Below are 20,143 nucleotides of genomic sequence, written 5' to 3'. Positions count from 1 at the left end.
GAAGGTGAGGGTAATAATGAAATTATTTTTGTAAGGTATACTTAGAAATAAAAGAATGAGAATCTTTTATTCCTAAGCATTGTATATTTAAGGCAATTTATATTTTTAAGATAACGCAGATAATAGTTCATTTCGACGTTGCTCAGGAATAACTGACCAATGCTGTCCGCTAATTGCGCCTTCTAATGCCCAAAGCAGTTCAATACTTAATGGACTTTTCTGTGATTCCTGAAGTGCTTTATATGCGCCAAGAGAGCCCACTGCTTGAAGTTGTTCAATAGTGTTTATGCCTGCTTTTTTAAGCATTCTTTCATTTGATAATCGTAGATTAGGTAAATCTTTAATTCGGTCAGGTACGCAACTCTCCTTTTCTTGCTTGTCTTTTTCTGCTGCATCCAGTGAATACCTGCCTTGAGCTACAATCTTTGTGGGTTCATCCCACCATTGATCGGGTATTGCATAGTGCTTGGTTACAACAGGGAAGCCACGTTTTTTATAAACGTAGGGTTCCAAGCCTGCTTGTTTGAATTCCTTTTCAGTTTCAGCATTTGCACGTAAGTGAAGCTTATCGTTCACAACTAATGCAAACATTGTATCACCAGAAAAAATGCCAAAACCGCCAAACATCGACCGTGATTTTATTGAACCAAAATGGTCAAATAATTTTAATGAATCTTTTAATATTGGTTTATCCATGCTTCTACTCGGTGAAAAAATATGAGTGTCACCTAAACATTAAGAGCGAGGAAATAGATTAATTAATCTACACATTGATACTGTCAATATATTGTTAAGTTTGTGTCATAATATTGTCGGCTCAATAATAATCCTTCGGTAACCCCGCTACCTTGAATTATTAATATAATTTTTAGGCCGGTGGTTTTGCGTCTTAATCTTTCAATTAATTTGCCAGTTCGTGACTATATAAAGTTATATTAAATAATACTTTTAATATTAAATTTAAGCTCTCAAAAATGTGATATTGGTTCAGGTATTTGTTCTTAGTTTATTTAAATAAGCTTAATAAGTATAAATACTCATGATTGTTTTTTTATCAGTAAAAAAAAGCCAACAAGGTTAACTTATCGGCTTTTTCTTAATATAGAAAGATAAATTTTATTAGTTGAGATCTTTAACCGATTTTCTCTCAACAAGTTTAGGTGTCATCTCAAAGGTTTGACGCTCATGATTTTTGTCTTTCACACGCTCTAGCAAAATTTCGATAGCCTTTTTACCTAAACGACGTTTAGGCTGGTGGATAGTTGTTAGCGGTGGTGCAAAGTAGGGCGCAAGGTCAATGTTATCGTAACCAATGATAGAGATATCATCAGGAACACGCAGACCTGCCTGTTCAAAGGTACTGATCAGAGCCATTGCCATAATGTCGTTAAAGCAGAAGATAGCAGTAGGGCGATCTTCCATTGCGATAAACTTCTGAGCTGCTTCTACGGCTGACTCACATTCAAAGTCACCGTCAAGTAGCCAATCCTCATTAACAGTGAGATCAGCTTCTGCCATTGCCTTACGGAAGCCCTTTAGACGTTCTTGACAAGTAGACTTATCAGCTTGTCCAGATAAACAGCCAATTTTTTTATGACCATTTTCAATAAAGTGCTTAGTCGCGATGTAACCGCCATTTTCAGCGTTATCTAGAATATTATCGGTATGTGGGCTTTCTGGGCCCCAGTCCATGATAACCATAGGCAGATCATTTTTACGCTCAAGTAAATCGAGTAGCATTTGATCCAGATCGCTACACATAACCAACAGACCATCAACACGTTTTTCAGAAAGCATACGTAGGTAATCACGTTGCTTTTCTAAGTTACCTTCAGTGTTACATAGGATAAGTGTGTAGCCTGAATTATAGCAGTACTCTTCAACACCATGTACGACTTCAGCAAAAAATGGGTTAGTTGATTTAGTGACTAACATGCCAATGGTACGTGTTGTGTTACATTTTAAGCTTCGCGCTACAGCACTTGGAGCATAGTTAAGCTCATCAACTGCAGCCAACACTTTTTGTTGTGTTGCTTCTGCAACAAATCGTGTTTTATTGATCACGTGCGACACTGTTGTAGTCGATACACCAGCCATACGTGCAACGTCTTTAATGGTTGCCATATTTATTCTTCTTATCATGGTCAGATTCGGATCTGACAAAGGTTTTGATACCAAATTGATTAATTACGTAGTCTATGGCCTACGAGTTCACTCGCAGAGATGAAGATTCTTTAGTTATTAGCTACTTAATTATTCAATTTGATACCGAGTTATTGGGTATTGCAATTGCCTTGGATCATAAACAACTAAAGCCGCAGTAAAATGCGGCATTAGAAGATAGAAACTGTTCTTACACTTTTTACATGTGTAATCGCTTGCGCTCACATTTTACTGTGTGTTTTGCGTTGTGCAATCTTTCTATTCAACTTGATTGAATTAATTGATCATAAAGCGTAAAAACTCGATGTTTGTCATGCTAATAGCGCTGATTTATAGTGTATATCCAAGCCATTAACAGGTAACACATTAAAAAACAGAATGATTGGCTGATAAAAGGTAAGGAAAATCACCAGTTGGATGGGTATGAACACTTACAGGCCAACCATATAAGGTATCTATTATTTTAGGTGTTAGCACTTCTGTTGGTGTGCCATCGGCTTTTATTTCTCCTTCATTAAGAAAAATCATCCGATCAGTGTATTGGGCTGCAAGGTTTAAATCATGCAATACCACAATTACAGCTGCGCCTTGCATAGCCATATTTTGAGCAATTTGTAAGGTGTGATGCTGGTGAGCGAGATCGAGTGCAGAGGTTGGTTCATCTAACATTAAGATACATTTATCACCCGCTTTACTCAGTTGTGTTAAAACTCGAGCAAGATGCACACGCTGTTTTTCACCACCTGATAAGGTGGGGTAGAGACGCTTAGCTAAATTGTTAATATCAACGTATTGCATACTTGATGCTGTCGCTTCTTTCAGTTCAGGTGACGTTAGTTGCAAAGGAATTGCGCCTAGCTCGACAACTTCTTTAGCGGTAAAGGCAAAAGATAATGCGCTATGTTGTGGGAGTACACCTAAGTGACATGCTAATTCTTCCCGAACCCAATTATTAAGTGGTTGATCAAAGAAAGAAACCGTGCCTGATTTTGGCGTAATTTCACCACATAATACCTTTAACAAGGTACTTTTACCTGCACCATTTGGCCCAAGTAATGCGGTGACTTCTCCTGCGTGAATATCAATATCAAGCTGATTTAGCAGGACTTTATCGCCAAATTGTAATGATAAGTCGCGAGCCTGAATAACACAGACTTTGTCGCTACTTGCTGTAAAGTCGAGCTTTTCTGAATTACTTAACATCATGACATCTGACTCTTTTGATTGACTAATAAATAGATAAAGAAAGGCGCGCCTAACATGGCGGTGATGATTCCAACCGGCAGTTCTTGCGGTGAGAATGCACTTCGAGCAATCATATCGGCCACCAAGAGGATTAAGCCGCCAAGTAACGCTGAAATTGGTAATAAGGTTTTATGATTTGGGCCTGTTAGCATTCTACCTACATGAGGAATAACCAACCCAATAAAGCCAATCGGTCCACAAACGGCAACAGTAATACCCACTCCCGCAGCACACGTAATAATTAAATTACGTTTTAGTTTTTGCGTGTTAACCCCCATATGTCGAGCTTCAGCTTCGCCTAATAACAACGCGTTTAAATTGCTGGTATGACGATAAAAATAGCTAAACAGTAACCCGAATGTGCAATAGGCGAGAATAATACCTGTCCATGTAGCACCAGCCAGTGAACCCATTGACCACAATGATAAGTCACGTAACGCTTGATCGTCGGCGACATAATTGAGTAACCCAAGCCCTGCACCTGAAATTGCGGTTATCGCAACACCAGCGAGTAGCATGATCATCACCGATGTCCCGTTTTTATCAGTACCAAGACGATAAACTAAAACTGTGCTGATTGCGCCGCCAATAAAGGCAAAAATAGGCACAATAGCGAAGTTTAAAAGCTGAGGGAATGATGCAGTTAGTGGGGCAAATAAAACAATGGCTATTGCAGCACCTAAGCCTGCGCCGCCAGTGATTCCGATGATTCCTGGATCTGCAAGCGGATTGCGAAAGAGCCCCTGTAGTACAGCGCCACATACAGCTAAAATTGCACCGATAGCAAAGCAGAGAAGGGTACGTGGTAAACGAATTTGATGGATCACTAGGCTGACATGTTTAGCAAGTTCATGATCACCGGGTAATAGTGCTAACAAACTTTGTTTATAACTGATCGCCATAGGACCAATAACAATAGAAGAAAGCCCAGCAAAAATAAGTAAGGCGATACTTATTATATAAATATGATGGGCTGAGAAGCGTTTTGCATACATGTAACAACAACCTTGCGCACGAATAAATAGGGATGATAGAGGCGTAATTTAAGGGTAAATAGCCTGATTAAACTTTAAAGCTTCATCAACACTTTCGAGCCCTAAACCGCCAATGAGCGCAGTACTTTTTATTGTGAGTAATGCATTATTTGTTGCAGCTGGTGTTGCGGCAAGTAATGGCATTTTGGCAATAAGATCTTGCATGGTTTTGATCTTGCTGGCTGTACGTGTGCTCAATAAAATAATATCTGGTTGCATGGTAACAATTGCTTCACCAGAAATAGGCTTGTAGTTACTGATTGATGTTGCAGCAGGGTTTTTAGCACCAGCAAGTGTAATAATGCTATCTGCAGTGGTATTGCTTCCTGCAATGTTAATTGGGCGTCCATCATGGATCATTAAAAACAAGACTTTTTTAGGAGTCTTAATATTGGCTGTTGCGGTATTAATTTTATTTAGCTGAACATTAAGTTTCTGTTTTAGTTTTTCAGCACGATCTTGATGATCAGTGAGTTTTGCAATCTGATCGATACGTATGAGTAGATCTTTGACGGTTTCCCCTGAATTAACAATATCAACTTCAACACCTGATTGCTCAAGCAGGTTAAGTGTGCTTTGTGGCCCCATTTCATTAGAACCAACAAGGTGAGTAGGGGATAAAGACATTAAGTTTTCTGCTGAAAGTTGGCGGTGATAACCCACTTTAGGAATAGATTTATCAACTAATCCTTTACTTGTTAGATCAACAGCGACGACTTGATCATTAGCATCTAAGGCGTTAATAATTTGAGTAACTGAAGCACCAGCACTGATGATTTTATTTTTTTCAGTTGCTGAGTCCGTATTTGCTTGCGCGTAGCTACTAAGTCCTAACACCAGCGTCAATAAAGAGGTCTTTAATAGAGAGGGTTTATTCATTGTTTGATTCTTCCATAAGTAGCTGAGTCGCTTTGATATTATTTTCTTGCAAGAAAGCGAGTAATTTGAGCATTTGTTCAACAGAGGCTGCTTTATCTGCACCAATCACAACAGGTTTCGTTGGGTTAGTTTTCACTTCTAGTAACAAGGCTGTTTTGAAGTCATCCCATTGATTGATTTTATTACCTTGCAGTGCCCAATAAGGCGCTTTTGAAACTAAATTAATAGCAATAGGATCGGCTTGGGTTGTTTGTAATGTTTTGGTTGCTGTTTGTGGTAAATCGACATCGAGGGATTTAATTTTCACTGTGGCTGTTAACAGTAAAAACACCATGACTATAAAAATAATATCCAGTAAAGGAGTCAGATCTGGATTCATTTCCTCAGTTTGGAAAACGCTACTGTTGGCTTTGATCATGATGCAGTCCCATTAACGGCAGGGTTTTGTTCGCAGGTATCACAGGCTGATGTTTTCCCGTTTTCAGCGTCAACATTCATCCCTTCAAGCCAAAGATTACAACGGTTTAAACTGTGTTCTAGTTTAGCCGTAACATTATCAGCCCATAGCCCAAGTAGTTGTGCACCAGTAATAGCAGGAAGTGCGATGATCAAACCAGCAGCCGTTGTTCGCATAGCAAGACCAAGACCGTCAGCAAGATCGCTTGGAGTCACTGAGCCTGTGGAATGGGAAATACCGGTAAACATATCAATTAAACCAAGCACTGTACCGAGTAAACCAAGTAACGGACTAATAACACCAATCAGACTTAATAATCGTAAACCTGAACGTAATTCAGTACGTTTTTGTATTAACCAAATAGCAGCAGCATCTTCACGTAATGGTTTAGTGAAATGGCGATGCGCAATTAACATCGCAATTCCTTTATAAAGCAGAGGACGTTGCTGTTTTAGCTCCTCGGTTAAATTATCAAGTGCGTGTTCGTCGTGACGGTTTTGTTGAGCAAGGAGTGCTGTAACTTTTGTTTTGCCTACACCGGTACATAACAAAACTTGAATCAGACGCTCAGTTAAAATCATAACAGTGAGCACTGAGCAAATAATAAGAGGCCAAGCCATTAGGCCAAGTTGCTGGTTGAGGTTGTCAATAAAAGGCATGATTTAATCCAATTTGAAACGAACGGGAATTTGAACACGGTGTGCAATAGCAATGCCGTCAACAATATGGGGTGAGAAACGCCACTTTTTAATCGCTTTAAGTGCCGCATTATCAAGCACATTAGCGCCAGATGATTTAATCAGCTTCTGTTTAACTTGATGACCATCTTTTGCAATCAGTACTTCAACTAATACTGTGCCTTCAATTCCACGACGTTTTGCTAATCGTGGATACTTCACAGCGGAAGGCTTCGTGGCAAACGTGGGTTTTGAGACAAGTTGAGGTGAATTTGCTCCAACCGTTGTTTTTTTAGCTTTAACTGGCTTATTTAATGCCAATTGTGATGACACAGGCTTGCTAGAATCTGTTGGTTTAAGTTCAAACTTCTCAGTTTTTCTTTCGGTTTTTACTACGTTTTTAGGAACCGTTTTTTTCTCAACTTTCTTCTGAATATTTTTCGTTACTGGCTTTTTTACCGTTTCTTTCGGCGCTTTCTTTTTTGGCTGAACAGGAGCCTTAACCGTTTTCTTTTCAGGTTGTGATTTTTTGACCAACTTTTTCATTGTTGTTTTTGGTGTTGGCGTGGTTTTAGCAACAGGTTGAGGAGTCACTATGGCGGGTGGTTGTGCCTTAGCTGGTTCAACAATGGGTTCTGGTTTTATATTAGGCAGTGATACCAAGTTGACGGCCACGCTTGTCGACTTTTCAAGAGGGACAGTAATGATCTTCTTCTCTGGCATTGCTGACACAATAAGACTGTGGAAGAGAATAGAGGCACAGCCAGCAATGAGATAACGTTTAATATTCACAATTTAAGCCTTATTGAACAGATGAAGGAATGTGAACTAAATGTTTAATTGCAGTTTTTAGCATGGCGTCTTTCTTAATATAATTACTTTTATTCAATGGGTTAGGTTTATTTTAAAAATGTAACACTAATGTTTATAACACGTATTAACCTCATTATCCATGAAATACGAATAATATCAATTATCATTTGCAATATTATTTAATCGTTAATATCATGAACAAAGTTAGCCGATGATGTAAGACTTAGACTTGCTAGTTGAGAACGTCTAAGTAACAAGGTTAAAGTTAAAACGAATAGAATTTATGGATGCAATAAATAGTTTTTTCTATAGAAACAGGCTTTATAGAAATATCTGAAGAGAAGGAAAACCAAGGTGTTTGATCAATACACTCGTGAAGAATTGAAATTGAAAGTCGCTGCTTTATTAGCTGAGAACCCTAAACTTCATGCTGTTTCGATCTCAGAGCAATTAGCCGTAACAGAAGGTGAGGTTGTCATGTCTTACCCTGATGAGATGGTGTGTTTATTGCCCGGTCATTTAGCGAAAACAATTTTAGAATCGTTACCTGAATGGGGACCGGTGACTACGATTGTGCATTCAATGGGTTCTATTTTCGAAGTAAAAGCGGCGTTCCCAAAAGGCAAAGAAGCGCGTGGATATTATAATTTAATGGGTAAAGAGGGCGAGTTACATGGTCACTTACGTTTAGAGCATGTCTCTGACATTGCGCTCGTCAGTAAACCCTTTATGGGACAGGAAAGTTACTTCATCGGTTTTTTTGCAGTAACAGGCGAGTGTGTATTTAAAGTCTATTTAGGTAGAGACAAACAACGTAACTTGTTCCCAGAACAAATTGAGAAATTTAAGTTGTTAAAACAAATCAAATAAATCGAGTCGAAGAACTAGGCAAAAATAAAGCTAGTCAAATTGAGGAAGAAATATCATGAGTGAAGTAAAACAGGAACGTTTGCAAAATCGCCTTGGTCCTGAGATTAAAGAATTCCGTGAAGCATGCCAAACGCTACAATTAGCCACGGTAGATGCGAACGGTAAACCCAATGTGAGCTATGCACCGTTTGCTTTGCTTGATGATGGTTATTACGTATTAATTAGCCAAATTGCTAAACATGCAAGAAATCTACTTGAAAACCCGCAAGTCTCTTTAATGATGATTGAAGACGAATCTGCATCTAAAGTACTTTACGCCCGTAAGCGTCTAACGTTTGAAGCTGATGTGAGTGTGATTGAACGAAAATCAGATCGTTGGCATCAAGGAATTGCTGCACTGCAAACGCGTTTTGGTGAAATTGTAGAAGGCTTAAGTGGGTTAGAAGATTTTTCATTGTTCCGTTTAGCACCGACTCAAGGTTTATTCGTTAAAGGGTTTGGCCAGGCATTCCAAGTAAGTGGTGATGATTTAGTTGATTTTGTTCATCTACAAGAAGGTCACCGTCGTGTTAAAGACGGTAGTGAGATCGAGTCTGCCGAAGAAAAGCTATAGTATTTCAAACTATTCTCTTATAAATGCCTGTGCAGAAATGTACAGGCATTTGTTTGTTTAGGGTGTTATAGCAGACTTTAGCGAAGTGTAAACAGCCTGTTTTGATCCTGATCATTCTAATTTGCAGCGAAACTTGAAGTCGCTGAAATACCTGTGATAATTAGAGGCAAATCATTACCTTTATTGCAGATTTGGATTAACGTTATGACACAAGATAATAAAAAAGGCGTTTGGTTTGCGTATATAGCAAGCTTTCTTACTCCGTTTACACTGCTTACCTCTGGTATTGTGGCGATCATTTATGCAGGATACCAATTAAACAAAGGTACAGACGAGCTTACATATAGTCACTATTACTCCATTATCCGTAGCTTCTTTTTATTCTTTACATTTTTTGTGGTATTGGGTGTAACAGCGGCAACAACAACGGGTATGGTTGCCGGTGCTGATTATTGGGTACAAGGTTCAATGCTTCATGATGTAATGAATACTGTGTTAAATGTTCTACCATTTGTTGGCGGTGCCATTGCTATCGTTGCTGTACTTTATTGGCTATTTAAAATTATTAAAGGCATGAGAATGCTAAGTCAAGATAAGCCAGTGTGCTTGTAACTGATTAGAATAAAAGAAAAGAGTGGCTTGATAGCCACTCTTTTTTTCTCTTGAGTCAATTTAAAGTGGATATAAATAACATGTTCCCTGTACATAAAAGTGTAACGATAATTTTAAGAGCTAGTATCTAAGTTTATTTGGTTTAGCTAAAAGAAAGCATGGTTCTTATAGTTACTTTGTTTTCTTTGCTGATTAAAATTGGATAGAGACGATATTAGTAAACTCATTTCTGCCCCATTGTGCGTTAGAAAAAGTAATCATTCATATCTTATAAACGTGATTTTAGATTAGTTTTATTTGCTGTTTATATGAACGTCTATGATGAAAAATAGTGACTTTATTGATTGAAATCCGTATTTAAAAAGACTGATTAAATATATTTATTACTTTTCATATCATCTCACAAAGTGTTAGGTGTAAAAAAATGCTATCGACGTCATAATATATATAGATAATATCGAGTATATTAAGTGTATTTGATGAGTATATTATTGCTTGAAATGTTGAGAATGTTAGATGTAGATATTTAAGAGTTGACCTTATCTTCTTAATTTATTTTATCTGGTTAGTTGAAATTACAAAAATATAAGTATTAGTCAGGCTAATACTTATTAAGCACAATGGGGGTACTATGCGAATATTAATGTTTTTTGTGATCTGCATTACTATGGCTGGATGTTCACAAAATAGTATTAGAACAGCTAGTCAAGATAATACTGTTGAATTTAACGATACTATAAAAGATCTTAAAGAATTCGCAATGCAGGGAGATGCAGAAGCCCAAACTCTCTTTGGAATATTGTTCTTTGAGGGTAAAGACGTACCTCAAGATTATAAACAAGCGGTGTATTGGTACCAAAAAGCTGCTGAACAAGGGAATGCGGAAGCTCAAGCCCGTCTTGGAGTTATGTACCAATATGGTAAAGGTGTGTCTCAAGATGATAAACAAGCTGAGCATTGGTATAAAAAAGCAGCTGAACAAGGGTTTGCGAAAGCCCAAGCCGTTCTTGGAATGAAGTACCAATACGGTGAAGTTGTTTCTCAAGATGACGAACAAGCGGTGTATTGGTACCAAAAAGCAGCTGAACAAGGGAATGCGGAAGCTCAAGCTCGTCTTGGAGCTATGTACCAATATGGTGAAGGTGTGTCTCAAGATGATAAACAAGCTGTGCATTGGTATAAAAAAGCCGCTGAGCAAGGGCATGCTGGAGCTCAAAACAATCTTGGAGTGATGTACCAATTTGGTGACGGTGTGCCTCAAAATGATAATCAAGCGGAGTATTGGTATAAAAAAGCCGCTGAGCGAGGAGATGCGACCGCTCAAACTAATCTTGGAACAATGTACTTTAAAGGTAAGGGCGTTCCACAGGATAATAAACAAGCGGTGTATTGGTATAAAGAAGCCGCTAAGCAAGGAATTTCAGAAGCTCAAACTAATCTTGGATTGATGTACTTTCAGGGTAAAGGCGTACCTCAAGATTATAAACAAGCGGCGTATTGGCTTCAAAAAGCAGCTGAACAAGGGTTTGTGAAAGCCCAAGCCGTTCTTGGAACGATGTACCAATACGGTGAAGTTGTTTCACAAGATGACAAACGAGCGGTGCATTGGTACCAAAAAGCTGCTGAACAAGGGAATGCGGAAGCTCAAGCTCGTCTTGGAGTTATGTACCAATATGGTAAAGGTGTGTCTCAAGATGATAAACAAGCTGTGCATTGGTATAAAAAAGCCGCTGAGCAATGGAATGCGGAAGCTCAAGCTCGTCTTGGAGTTATGTACCAATATGGTAAAGGTGTGTCTCAAGATGATAAACAAGCAGTGCATTGGTATAAAAAAGCCGCTGAGCAAGGGCATGCCGGAGCTCAAAACAATCTTGGAGGTATGTACCAATTTGGTGAAGGTGTGCCTCAAAATGATAATCAAGCGGAGTATTGGTATAAAAAAGCCGCTGAGCGAGGAGATGCGAGAGCTCAAACTAATCTTGGAGTGATGTATCAAGAGGGTATAGGTGTGCCACAAGATGATAAACAAGCAGTGCATTGGTATAAAAAAGCCGCTGAGCAAGGGCAAGCCGGAGCTCAAACCAATCTTGGAGTGATGTACGAAGGTGGTAGGGGGGTGCTACAAGATGATGAACAAGCGGTGCATTGGTACAAAAAAGCCGCTGGGCAAGAATATGCCAGCGCTCAAAACAATCTTGGAATGATGTACAGAATCGGTAGAGGTGTGCCACAAGATGATAAACAAGCGGTGCATTGGTATAAAAAAGCCGCTGCTCAAGGGCATGCTGGAGCTCAATCCAATCTTGGATGGATGTACCAATTTGGTAAAGGTGTTCCTCAAAATGATAATCAAGCGGAGTATTGGTATAAAAAAGCCGCTGAGCGAGGAGATGCGAGCGCTCAAAGAAACCTAAGTGTAATGTAAAAAATTGTGATTAAAGAATACTTTATAACTAGGCTTTAGTTTGCCTTTAACGACACTGAGTGCGTAAACATAGCTTTATTATTAAATGACCGTCCACAGTGGCGGTCTTTTGTATCTTAAATGCACTTCATGGAGGGCAGTTCTAGCTCAGAAATGCCCCTTTATGAGTTAGATAAATACTCATTCGTATCGTATTAACGCAATTTTGGATTAGTTTTATTTACATATATATGCGCAATAGACTCATGGAATACATTTCTTACTTTCTACATTTTAAATAATCTCTTTGAAACAAAATAATGAAGTCAAGATCATGATATTTAAAGTTAAATTTAATGTCATTGCCGTACTTTATCGGCATTGTTTTGCGTGAAAGTAAGAATGCTTACTAATAAACTGTTATAAGTAATGGGAGGTTTTGTGGGTAGTAAAATCCCTAGAGCAAGGTTGCTAACTGTTAATAAAATTGATGTGATTACTTACGAAAGACGAACTGATGAAGCTCAAATTTGGTGTGAGACTTTAGGTTGCGAAGCAAAGCTACCTTTTTTTAGCTGGCATAATCGTAAATGCGCATCTAAAACTATTGAGATTCCTCTTTGTTTTAGATTGAAACCACATGAAATACACGCTGAGCAATGCAAGTACAATATAGCTGGTTCATTAAACATTATCGCTAAGTCTTCTGAATCTGAAGTTTTTAAAGCTTTAGCGGAAAAGAAATTTGAATTTCGTCTGCACATCTTAATCAAGGCTTTACGAGAGTTATCTGTGTTCGAAGTTGGGAAGGTAAGCGAAGGATGGGGCTCAAGTGTTGAAAGTAATAAGTCGTTTAATAATAAAGGAAAGTTAAGTAACTATCTTTGTACGCTTAAAAAAATATATAAATCAGTGCTTTATCTGAGAGCGACGACGAGCTGAAATCACTTATTGTTCTTAAATTTAAAAGAAATAAAATCCCATGGTCTAGGTTCTTATTTGACGATAGTAATATTGAAAAGTTTGCCAGATACTATGTTTCTGAAAAATATACAATTCCACTAGCTATCTCAGGTAATCTTTACAAAATAAATGAGCTAAAGGAAGACATTCCGTACAATGTAGCAGAACTGCATTCACCATTTGTTCAGCCAAATGAGAAAGGCGAGATAAAGCGAACTGAAGTACAGGTAGTCTTAAAAAAGCCTAAGCTAGTTGATTCCTTAACTGTTGGAGGTGACTTTGTTTTTTTGGACAGTGGTCAGTAAACACCAAAGAGTCCAAGAAAAAGATCGGTCGTAAAAACAACACGTTGATTTATCAGAATATCAGGATGTACATAAGTAATTCTGATCATTTTGTTAGTTGTTAATTACTTCTAGCAAACTGTTTAAAAGTGATTCGCAACGCGTGGCATTTTTACTATGCGTTAAATTTAGTCATTAGGGCTGGTATACGGCGACTTTTATATTTCGTTGTTCACCCCTTAGCAAGGCATTAACTGTATTACGGAGGAAGTACGATGATAACAATTAGAGAGTACGTGGAATCGGATGCTAAAGCACTTTGGGATATTCACTTTAACACGATTCGTAATGTTAATCTTCGTGACTACTCCCAAGAACAAGTAGAGGCGTGGGCTCCAGATTGTCTTGATTTCTCTGTTTGGAAAAAGAGAATGTCAGGATTATCACCATTTGTTGCTGAGATAGATAATATCACTGTTGGTTATAATGATTTACAATCAAATGGGTTAATTGACCATTTCTTTTGCCATCATGAATATCAAGGGCTGGGAGTGGGTAAAGCTTTAATGTCTCATGTACTTAGCTTGGCAGAAGAACGTGATATTAAACGTTTGTATTCAGAAGTAAGTATTACAGCTAGACCGTTTTATGAATACTTTGGGTTTAAAGTAGTTAAAGCGCAAGAAATGGAAGTTCGAGGTCAAAAACTAAGAAACTTCGTTATGGAAAAATACAATTAACATATAAGGATATGTGTTGCGAATATCATAAAGGGTGATACTGACCTTATTATCTTTAGCATGCTTTTCTTAATAACTATCGGCTCAAATCGCACAAATCTGCTAAAACGTTTCTGTCCAACTTCGAGCTAGCTTTCATAGCTGGCTCATTTTTGCCCCAAAACTTGTTAGAACAAAAGCTCATTCATATCGTATTAACAGGATTTTGGATGAGATTTTCTAATCAAAGTTAACTTAAAATATTTAGTTTAAATTTTTAATATCTTATTCCTTTCATAAAAAAGCACGCCGAGATGGGCGTGCTTATTATGCGTTAGGCAGAAGCCGTGTTTGGTGTGGTTGCTATAGAGTCTGTGGTAGGGATCGGTATAACTTCACCCAATGGTGGCTCTGAATTTTGCTTCTCAACAATTTTCGTCACTGCTTGTTCAAACGCTTCATCATCCATACTGAACCAAAAGTCTGGTTTTCGATGATGCGCCTTATCATAAGCAACGGTTGCACTGTCTTTATGGCGGAAAGGCTCATTCATTGGAATGTCGGGCAAAGGCTGGCTCACATCCATATAGGCTTGGATCATGTTCCATAAGCGTTTGTATTCATCAAGATCTCTTGAACCATTGATAAAACGGCCAATGGGAACCCCATGTTTATAACCATTATAACGATGAACAAGAAACAGTTGATAATTAATAAAACCTTGTGGGGTTGGCGATGTTGTCAGGTAGCAATCAAACTCAACAAAAGGGTGACTAAATCGCACCTTATTACCGAAACCATGCAATGTGACCATGCCCGTTTCTCGGCTTAATGAAAATAAGGTTTTAATGGGTAATTTTCCATTAAAAAAAGAGAAAGACCACCAAATGAGTAGACACACCAGAGTTATACAGATTAACCCAAGATATGCTGTATTAACGTCACTTTGTGGAGCTTCAGTTAGAATATTTGCCATAACACAAACCAAAAAAGCTAACGGCATCATATAGAGAGCAATAAATTTTCCGAATGTCACGGCATAAAAATAGACCAAGCCCCACCATGGGAAAGTGATGTCGTGAATTTCACGCTCACTGTATATATCACTCTCAAATGTCTTAAGCTTTTTCAGCTCAGAGGGGGTACGGGATCGCAGCTCTTTTTCTGGAACATGATGATTATTGCAAGTAAATGGGAAGTGTACACCTTTTCTGGCCATTTGAGACCAAAAGCCTTGCTGATTCCCCAGCGCTTGCGGCGGAATGTGCTGTGAGTTGTACGGGGTATTTTTCATGGTTATTTTCAATCTTTCTTCGGCGTTAACGATTTCCAGAGTGAGAATACACGCTTAATAGACTGGGCAATAATTGGCCTGATTATGAGATATGACCTCCATAAAAAAGCACGCCGAGATGGGCGTGCTTATTATGCGTTAGGCAGAAGCCGTGTTTGGTGTGGTTGCTTTAGAGTTTGTAGTAGGGATCGGTATAACTTCACCCAATGGTGGCTCTGAATTTTGCTTCTCAACAATTTTCGTCACTGCTTTTTCAAACGCATCATCATCCATACTGAACCAAAAATCTGGTTTTCGATGATGCGCCTTATCATAAGCAACGGTTGCACTGTCTTTATGGCGGAAAGGCTCATTCATTGGAATGTCGGGCAAAGGCTGACTCACATCCATATAGGCTTGGATCATGTTCCATAAGCGTTTGTATTCATCAAGATCTCTTGAACCATTGATAAAACGGCCAATGGGAACCCCATGTTTATAACCATTATAACGATGAACAAGAAACAGTTGATAATTAATAAAACCTTGAGGGGTTGGCGATGTTGTCAGGTAGCAATCAAACTCAACAAAAGGGTGACTAAATCGCAACTTATTACCGAAACCATACAGTGTGACCATGCCCGTTTCTCGGCTTAATGAAAATAAGGTTTTAATGGGTAATTTTCCATTAAAAAAAGAGAAAGACCACCAAATGAGTAGACACACCACTAAAATACATGCCATGCCTAGATAGATTTGATTGTATTCATCCTGTCCTGAACTATCCACAAGGTTCATACCACCAAAAACCAAAAAAGCTAACGGCATAAAATAGATTGCAATAACTTTCGCAAAAGTCACGGCATAAAAATAGACCAAGCCCCACCATGGGAAAGTGATGTCGTGAATTTCACGCTCACTGTATATATCACTCTCAAATGTCTTAAGCTTTTTCAGTTCAGAGGGGGTACGGGATCGCAGCTCTTTTTCTGGCACATGATGATTGTTACGAGTAAATGGGAAGTGTACACCTTTTCTGGCCATTTGAGACCAAAAGCCTTGCTGATTCCCAGATGCTTGTGGCGGAATGTGCTGTGAGTTGTACGGGGTATTTTTCATGGTTATTTTCAATCTTTCTTCGGCGTTAACGATTCCCAGAGTGAGAATACACGCTAAATAGACTGGGCAATAATTGGCCTGATTATGAGATATGACCTCCACAAAAAAGCACGCAGATTATTATGCGTTAGATCCTTTACTCATTCATATCGTGTTAACGTAATTTTGGATTAGTTTTTATTATGTTTTAATGTAATGGTTTACGAATCATATAAAACTAAAACGCCTCACAGATTTCTGTGAGGCGATAGGCCAATATTAATGAAGCTGGTCAACAGTAAAATGTTTTGATGTATAAACCTTATTTACCTTGTCCCAAGGGATAGGTCTTAAGGTTGCGTTAGCCTTTTTAGCTCTTTTAAGTACAGCGTTTCTTGTCTGGTTATGATCAGAGTAAGTACTTCCGTTATAGTCCGTTTCGGGTGTGCTCGTTGGTGACAGCTCAGTAACGTACGTATACTTGCCACACCCTTCAAGCCATACTTTCACTTGCCCATTTGGTAAGAAGCCAAAATCAAATGTCGTTTGGTAGCAAGCTCGTTTTATTCCATCTGGTCGAATGTAACTTTGCTTTTTATAGGCCAGCGCTTTCATTTTTGGGGTGACATCTAATTCAGTAATATAGAACTTCGCGTCAAAAAGGGACGTCCAATAAAGCACAACTTTATCGGGTAAATGATTTGTATATCTTATCTGGGAGTATTGAGCGATCCCAAAAGTTAACGATAATCCATATCCATCATAGTCCGATTGAGACTCTTTAATTCGTTCTAAATCGCTAATTGTCATAAATTGACTATGAGTGTGTAAAATAGAGGTCCAATCTTCTTGCGTGTTAATACCATATGCTTTAGTGACTCTGACAGGGTAAAATGATGGCATAGCGTAACCAACCGTCCAATCAGGAACTTCATCAGGTACGCGTTCTCTACTTATCATGCTACAACCAGCCAGTAATAGGCAGAATACTCCTGTTGATATGATCTTTTTCATTTACTGTCCTTGTTTAAAGAACGCTGAATCTAGAACTTTAATTGAGCGCCTCACAGGTGTCTGTGAGGCGGTAGGCCAATATTAATGAAGCTGTTCTACAATATAATTCTTTGATAAATATATCTTATTTACCTTGTTCCAAGGGATAGGCGTTAAGCTTGCGTTAGCCTTTTTAGCTCTTTTAAGTACAGCGTTTCTTGTCTGGTTATGATCAGAGTAAGTACTTCCGTTATAGTCCGTTTCGGGGGTGCTCGTTGGTGACAGCTCAGTAACGTACGTATACTTACCACAACCCTTAAGCCACACTTTCACTTGACCATTAGGTAGGAAACCAAAATCAAATATCGATTGGTAGCAGGTTTGCCTTATTCCATCAGCCTCAACATGGTTTTGTTGTGTATACATCAGCGCTTTCATTTTTGGGGTGACATCTAATTCAGTAATGTAGAACTTCGCATCAAAAAGGGATGTCCAGTAAAGCACGACTTTGTCGGGTAAATGATTGGTAGGTTGAATTTGTCTATACCAGCCCATCGTAGTAGTAGCGAGGGGTAAGCCATAACCATTATAATCAGGTAAAAAGCCCTTAATACGGTTGAAGTCACTAACCGTCATAAACTGGCTGTGGGTGTGTAAAATAGAGGTCCAATCTTCTTGCGTGTTAATACCATATGCTTTAGTGACTCTGACTGGATAAAATGATGGCATAGCATAAGCTACAGTCCAATTTGGAACTTCATCAGGTACGCGTTCTCTACTTATCATGCTACAACCAGCCAGTAATAGGCAGAATACTCCTGTTGATATGATCTTTTTCATTTACTGTCCTTGTTTAAGGAACGCTTAATCTAGCTCTTTCATTAAGCGCCTCACAGAAACCTGTGAGGCGGTAGGCCAATATTAATGAAGCTGGTCAACAGTAAAATGTTTAGATGTATAAACCTTATTTACCTTGTCCCAAGGGATAGGCGTTAAGGTTGCGTTAGCCTTTTTAGCTCTTTTAAGTACAGAGTTTCTTGTCTGGTTGTGATCAGAGTAAGTACTTCCGTTATAGTCCGTTTCGGGTGTGCTCGTTGGCGATAGCTCAGTAACGTACGTATACTTGCCACACCCTTCTAGCCACACTTTCACTTGTCCATTTGGTAGGAAACCAAAATCAAATGTCGTTTGGTAGCAGGTTCGGTTTATTCCATCAGCCTCAACATGGTTTTGTTGTTTATACATCAGCGCTTTCATTTTTGGGGTGACATCTAATTCAGTAATATAGAACTTCGCGTTAAAAAGGGATGTCCAGTAAAGCACGACTTTGTCGGGTAAATGATTGGTAGGTCGAATTTGTCTATACCCGCCCATCGTAGTAAAGTAAAGTGGTAATCCATAGCCATTATAATCAGGTAAAAAGCCCTTAATACGGTTGAAGTCACTAACCGTCATAAATTGACTATGAGTGTGTAAAATAGAGGTCCAATCTTCTTGCGTATTAATACCATATGCTTTAGTGACTCTGACTGGATAAAATGATGGCATAGCATAAGCCACAGTCCAATTTGGAACTTCATCAGGTACGCGTTCTCTATTTATCATGCTACAACCAGCCAGTAATAGGCAGAGTACTCCTGTTGATATGATCTTTTTCATTTACTGTCCTTGTTTACATTCGAATATTTGACGCTCAGAGGATTTTCGTGATACCAGCTCTTTAATTGGCACATGATAATTGTTACGAGTAAAAGGAAAGTGCCGGCCTGTTCTGGCCATTTGAGACCAAAAGCCTTGCTGATTCCCCGGTGCTTGCGGCGGAATGTGCTGTGAGTTGTACGGGGTATTTTTCATGGTTATTTTCAATCTTTCTTCGGCGTTAACGATTCCCAGAGTGAGAATACACGCTAAATAGACTGGGCAATAATTGGCCTGATTATGAGATATGACCTCCACAAAAAAGCACGCCGAGATGGGCGTGCTTATTATGCGTTAGGCAGAAGCCGTGTTTGGTGTGGTTGGTATAGAATCTGTGGTAGGGATCTGTATAACTTCACCCAATGGTGGCTCTGAATTTTGCTTCTCAACAATTTTCGTCACTGCTTGTTCAAACGCTTCATCATCCATACTGAACCAAAAATTTGGCTTTCGATGATGCGCCTTATCATAAGCAACGGTTGCACTGTCTTTATGGCGGAAAGGCTCATTCATTGGAATGTCGGGCAAAGGCTGACTCACATCCATATAGGCTTGGATCATGTTCCATAAGCGCTTGTATTCATCAAGATCTCTTGAGCCATTAATAAAACGGCCAATGGGAACTCCATGTTTGTAACCATTATAACGATGAACAAGAAACAGTTGATAATTAATAAAACCTTGTGGGGTTGGCGATGTTGTCAGGTAGCAATCAAACTCAACAAAAGGGTGACTAAATCGCACCTTATTACCGAAACCATACAGTGTGACCATGCCTGTTTCTCGGCTTAATGAAAATAAGGTTTTAATGGGTAATTTTCCATTAAAAAAAGAGAAAGACCACCAAATGAGTAAACACACCACTGATATACAGATTAACCCAAGATAAATCTGGTTAAAGTCACTTTGAATTGCCTTACTCGAAAGGTTCATACCACCAAAAACCAAAAAAGCTAACGGCATCATAATTATTGCGGTACCTTTCGCAAAAGTCACTGCGTAAAAATAGACCAAGCCCCACCATGGGAAAGTGATGTCGTGAATTTCACGCTCACTGTATATATCACTCTCAAATGTCTTAAGCTTTTTCAGTTCAGAGGGGGTACGGGATCGCAGCTCTTTTTCTGGCACGTGATGATTGTTACGAGTAAATGGGAAGTGCACACCTTTTCTGGCCATTTGAGACCAAAAGCCTTTATGATTCGCTGGCGCTTGCGGCGGAATGTGCTGTGAATTGTACGGGGTATGATTCATGATTATTTTCAATCTATCTTCGGCGTTAACGATTCCCAGAGAGAGAATACACGCTAAATAGACTGGGCAATAATTGGCCTGATTATGAGATATT

General features: G+C 38.9%; 21 protein-coding genes and 1 riboswitch. Of the genes, 6 read left to right on the top strand and 15 right to left on the bottom strand.

Features of this window, described 5'->3' with window-relative positions; genetic code table 11:
- Positions 1-105: 105 nt before the first annotated feature.
- From CTN01_RS04640 to CTN01_RS04605, 8 genes are all read right to left on the bottom strand, one after another.
- Positions 106-696: a TfoX/Sxy family DNA transformation protein gene (locus CTN01_RS04640; protein WP_005368275.1), complete on the bottom strand. Its 591-nt coding sequence runs from the start codon at positions 694-696 to the stop codon at positions 106-108.
- 134 nt (positions 697-830) lie between these two features.
- A riboswitch (cyclic di-GMP riboswitch) is annotated at positions 831-921 on the bottom strand.
- 198 nt (positions 922-1,119) lie between these two features.
- Positions 1,120-2,124, bottom strand: a complete 1,005-nt coding sequence (gene purR, locus CTN01_RS04635) for an HTH-type transcriptional repressor PurR (protein ID WP_005368274.1) — start codon at positions 2,122-2,124, stop codon at positions 1,120-1,122.
- Positions 2,125-2,529: 405 nt separating this feature from the next.
- Entirely contained in the window at positions 2,530-3,369 is an 840-nt protein-coding gene (locus CTN01_RS04630) for a heme ABC transporter ATP-binding protein (protein ID WP_045148614.1), read from the bottom strand.
- Complete coding sequence (locus tag CTN01_RS04625) at positions 3,366-4,403, bottom strand: FecCD family ABC transporter permease (protein ID WP_045148613.1); 1,038 nt, start codon at positions 4,401-4,403, stop codon at positions 3,366-3,368. The genes CTN01_RS04630 and CTN01_RS04625 overlap by 4 nt, the downstream gene beginning before the upstream one ends.
- Positions 4,404-4,451: 48 nt before the next feature.
- A complete protein-coding gene (locus CTN01_RS04620) occupies positions 4,452-5,321 on the bottom strand; it encodes a heme/hemin ABC transporter substrate-binding protein (protein WP_045148612.1) in 870 nt (289 codons plus the stop codon).
- A complete protein-coding gene (locus CTN01_RS04615) occupies positions 5,314-5,739 on the bottom strand; it encodes an ExbD/TolR family protein (protein WP_045148611.1) in 426 nt (141 codons plus the stop codon). The genes CTN01_RS04620 and CTN01_RS04615 overlap by 8 nt, the downstream gene beginning before the upstream one ends.
- A complete protein-coding gene (locus CTN01_RS04610; RefSeq protein ID WP_005368267.1) occupies positions 5,736-6,437 on the bottom strand; it encodes a MotA/TolQ/ExbB proton channel family protein in 702 nt (233 codons plus the stop codon). The genes CTN01_RS04615 and CTN01_RS04610 overlap by 4 nt, the downstream gene beginning before the upstream one ends.
- Before the next feature lie 3 nt (positions 6,438-6,440).
- Positions 6,441-7,247, bottom strand: a complete 807-nt coding sequence (locus CTN01_RS04605; RefSeq protein WP_045132663.1) for an energy transducer TonB — start codon at positions 7,245-7,247, stop codon at positions 6,441-6,443.
- Positions 7,248-7,622: 375 nt separating this feature from the next.
- On the opposite strand from CTN01_RS04605, the gene hutX reads away from it, so the two are divergent.
- The 6 genes from hutX to CTN01_RS04570 all read left to right on the top strand — a co-directional run bounded on the left by hutX (position 7,623) and on the right by CTN01_RS04570 (position 13,754).
- Positions 7,623-8,138, top strand: a complete 516-nt coding sequence (hutX, locus tag CTN01_RS04600; protein ID WP_045148609.1) for a heme utilization cystosolic carrier protein HutX — start codon at positions 7,623-7,625, stop codon at positions 8,136-8,138.
- 55 nt (positions 8,139-8,193) lie between these two features.
- Positions 8,194-8,751 (top strand): heme utilization protein HutZ, encoded by a 558-nt coding sequence (gene hutZ, locus CTN01_RS04595; RefSeq protein ID WP_045130810.1) that lies wholly within the window; start codon positions 8,194-8,196, stop codon positions 8,749-8,751.
- A 204-nt stretch (positions 8,752-8,955) separates the two neighbouring features.
- The gene (locus tag CTN01_RS04590) at positions 8,956-9,363 is read left to right on the top strand and encodes a hypothetical protein (protein ID WP_005368261.1); all 408 of its coding nucleotides are present in this window, start codon (positions 8,956-8,958) and stop codon (positions 9,361-9,363) included.
- A 631-nt stretch (positions 9,364-9,994) separates the two neighbouring features.
- Positions 9,995-11,788 carry an SEL1-like repeat protein gene (locus CTN01_RS04585; RefSeq protein ID WP_107342104.1) on the top strand — a complete coding sequence of 598 codons (1,794 nt, stop codon included), beginning with the start codon at positions 9,995-9,997 and terminating at the stop codon, positions 11,786-11,788.
- 420 nt (positions 11,789-12,208) lie between these two features.
- On the top strand, positions 12,209-12,709 hold the full coding sequence (locus CTN01_RS22970) for a hypothetical protein (protein ID WP_244156145.1): 501 nt from the start codon (positions 12,209-12,211) through the stop codon (positions 12,707-12,709).
- Positions 12,710-13,289: 580 nt separating this feature from the next.
- A complete protein-coding gene (locus CTN01_RS04570; protein WP_045150647.1) occupies positions 13,290-13,754 on the top strand; it encodes a GNAT family N-acetyltransferase in 465 nt (154 codons plus the stop codon).
- A 313-nt stretch (positions 13,755-14,067) separates the two neighbouring features.
- Here CTN01_RS04570 and CTN01_RS04565 read toward each other — a convergent pair whose 3' ends face one another.
- From CTN01_RS04565 to CTN01_RS04535, 7 genes are all read right to left on the bottom strand, one after another.
- On the bottom strand, positions 14,068-15,027 hold the full coding sequence (locus tag CTN01_RS04565; RefSeq protein WP_107342103.1) for a hypothetical protein: 960 nt from the start codon (positions 15,025-15,027) through the stop codon (positions 14,068-14,070).
- A 138-nt stretch (positions 15,028-15,165) separates the two neighbouring features.
- The gene (locus tag CTN01_RS04560; protein ID WP_107342102.1) at positions 15,166-16,125 is read right to left on the bottom strand and encodes a hypothetical protein; all 960 of its coding nucleotides are present in this window, start codon (positions 16,123-16,125) and stop codon (positions 15,166-15,168) included.
- 258 nt (positions 16,126-16,383) lie between these two features.
- Positions 16,384-17,118 carry a DUF2931 family protein gene (locus CTN01_RS04555; protein WP_107342101.1) on the bottom strand — a complete coding sequence of 245 codons (735 nt, stop codon included), beginning with the start codon at positions 17,116-17,118 and terminating at the stop codon, positions 16,384-16,386.
- Positions 17,119-17,199: 81 nt separating this feature from the next.
- Complete coding sequence (locus CTN01_RS04550; RefSeq protein ID WP_107342100.1) at positions 17,200-17,937, bottom strand: DUF2931 family protein; 738 nt, start codon at positions 17,935-17,937, stop codon at positions 17,200-17,202.
- An 81-nt stretch (positions 17,938-18,018) separates the two neighbouring features.
- Positions 18,019-18,756 carry a DUF2931 family protein gene (locus tag CTN01_RS04545; RefSeq protein WP_107342099.1) on the bottom strand — a complete coding sequence of 246 codons (738 nt, stop codon included), beginning with the start codon at positions 18,754-18,756 and terminating at the stop codon, positions 18,019-18,021.
- Entirely contained in the window at positions 18,757-18,951 is a 195-nt protein-coding gene (locus tag CTN01_RS04540; RefSeq protein WP_107188606.1) for a hypothetical protein, read from the bottom strand.
- A 138-nt stretch (positions 18,952-19,089) separates the two neighbouring features.
- Positions 19,090-20,049, bottom strand: coding sequence for a hypothetical protein (locus CTN01_RS04535; protein WP_107342098.1), 960 nt, complete (start codon positions 20,047-20,049; stop codon positions 19,090-19,092).
- Positions 20,050-20,143: the final 94 nt, after the last annotated feature.

It is taken from the genome of Photobacterium angustum (assembly GCF_003026365.1).
GTDB lineage: Bacteria > Pseudomonadota > Gammaproteobacteria > Enterobacterales > Vibrionaceae > Photobacterium > Photobacterium angustum.
Note: the sequence above shows the minus strand (reverse complement) of the source record. Positions and strands in the feature narration are given on the sequence as shown.

What these genes read in the sequence shown, in the direction of transcription:
- CTN01_RS04610 (WP_005368267.1), bottom strand. Translation starts at nt 6,437, where the DNA reads ATGCCTTTTATTGACAACCTCAACCAGCAACTTGGCCTAATGGCTTGG.
- CTN01_RS04545 (WP_107342099.1), bottom strand. Translation starts at nt 18,756, where the DNA reads ATGAAAAAGATCATATCAACAGGAGTACTCTGCCTATTACTGGCTGGT.
- CTN01_RS04565 (WP_107342103.1), bottom strand. Translation starts at nt 15,027, where the DNA reads ATGAAAAATACCCCGTACAACTCACAGCACATTCCGCCGCAAGCGCTG.
- CTN01_RS04555 (WP_107342101.1), bottom strand. Translation starts at nt 17,118, where the DNA reads ATGAAAAAGATCATATCAACAGGAGTATTCTGCCTATTACTGGCTGGT.
- CTN01_RS04620 (WP_045148612.1), bottom strand. Translation starts at nt 5,321, where the DNA reads ATGAATAAACCCTCTCTATTAAAGACCTCTTTATTGACGCTGGTGTTA.
- purR (WP_005368274.1), bottom strand. Translation starts at nt 2,124, where the DNA reads ATGGCAACCATTAAAGACGTTGCACGTATGGCTGGTGTATCGACTACA.
- CTN01_RS04570 (WP_045150647.1), top strand. Translation starts at nt 13,290, where the DNA reads ATGATAACAATTAGAGAGTACGTGGAATCGGATGCTAAAGCACTTTGG.
- CTN01_RS04585 (WP_107342104.1), top strand. Translation starts at nt 9,995, where the DNA reads ATGCGAATATTAATGTTTTTTGTGATCTGCATTACTATGGCTGGATGT.
- CTN01_RS04630 (WP_045148614.1), bottom strand. Translation starts at nt 3,369, where the DNA reads ATGATGTTAAGTAATTCAGAAAAGCTCGACTTTACAGCAAGTAGCGAC.
- CTN01_RS04590 (WP_005368261.1), top strand. Translation starts at nt 8,956, where the DNA reads ATGACACAAGATAATAAAAAAGGCGTTTGGTTTGCGTATATAGCAAGC.
- CTN01_RS04615 (WP_045148611.1), bottom strand. Translation starts at nt 5,739, where the DNA reads ATGATCAAAGCCAACAGTAGCGTTTTCCAAACTGAGGAAATGAATCCA.
- CTN01_RS04625 (WP_045148613.1), bottom strand. Translation starts at nt 4,403, where the DNA reads ATGTATGCAAAACGCTTCTCAGCCCATCATATTTATATAATAAGTATC.
- CTN01_RS04640 (WP_005368275.1), bottom strand. Translation starts at nt 696, where the DNA reads ATGGATAAACCAATATTAAAAGATTCATTAAAATTATTTGACCATTTT.
- CTN01_RS04560 (WP_107342102.1), bottom strand. Translation starts at nt 16,125, where the DNA reads ATGAAAAATACCCCGTACAACTCACAGCACATTCCGCCACAAGCATCT.
- CTN01_RS04550 (WP_107342100.1), bottom strand. Translation starts at nt 17,937, where the DNA reads ATGAAAAAGATCATATCAACAGGAGTATTCTGCCTATTACTGGCTGGT.
- CTN01_RS04540 (WP_107188606.1), bottom strand. Translation starts at nt 18,951, where the DNA reads ATGAAAAATACCCCGTACAACTCACAGCACATTCCGCCGCAAGCACCG.
- hutZ (WP_045130810.1), top strand. Translation starts at nt 8,194, where the DNA reads ATGAGTGAAGTAAAACAGGAACGTTTGCAAAATCGCCTTGGTCCTGAG.
- CTN01_RS04535 (WP_107342098.1), bottom strand. Translation starts at nt 20,049, where the DNA reads ATGAATCATACCCCGTACAATTCACAGCACATTCCGCCGCAAGCGCCA.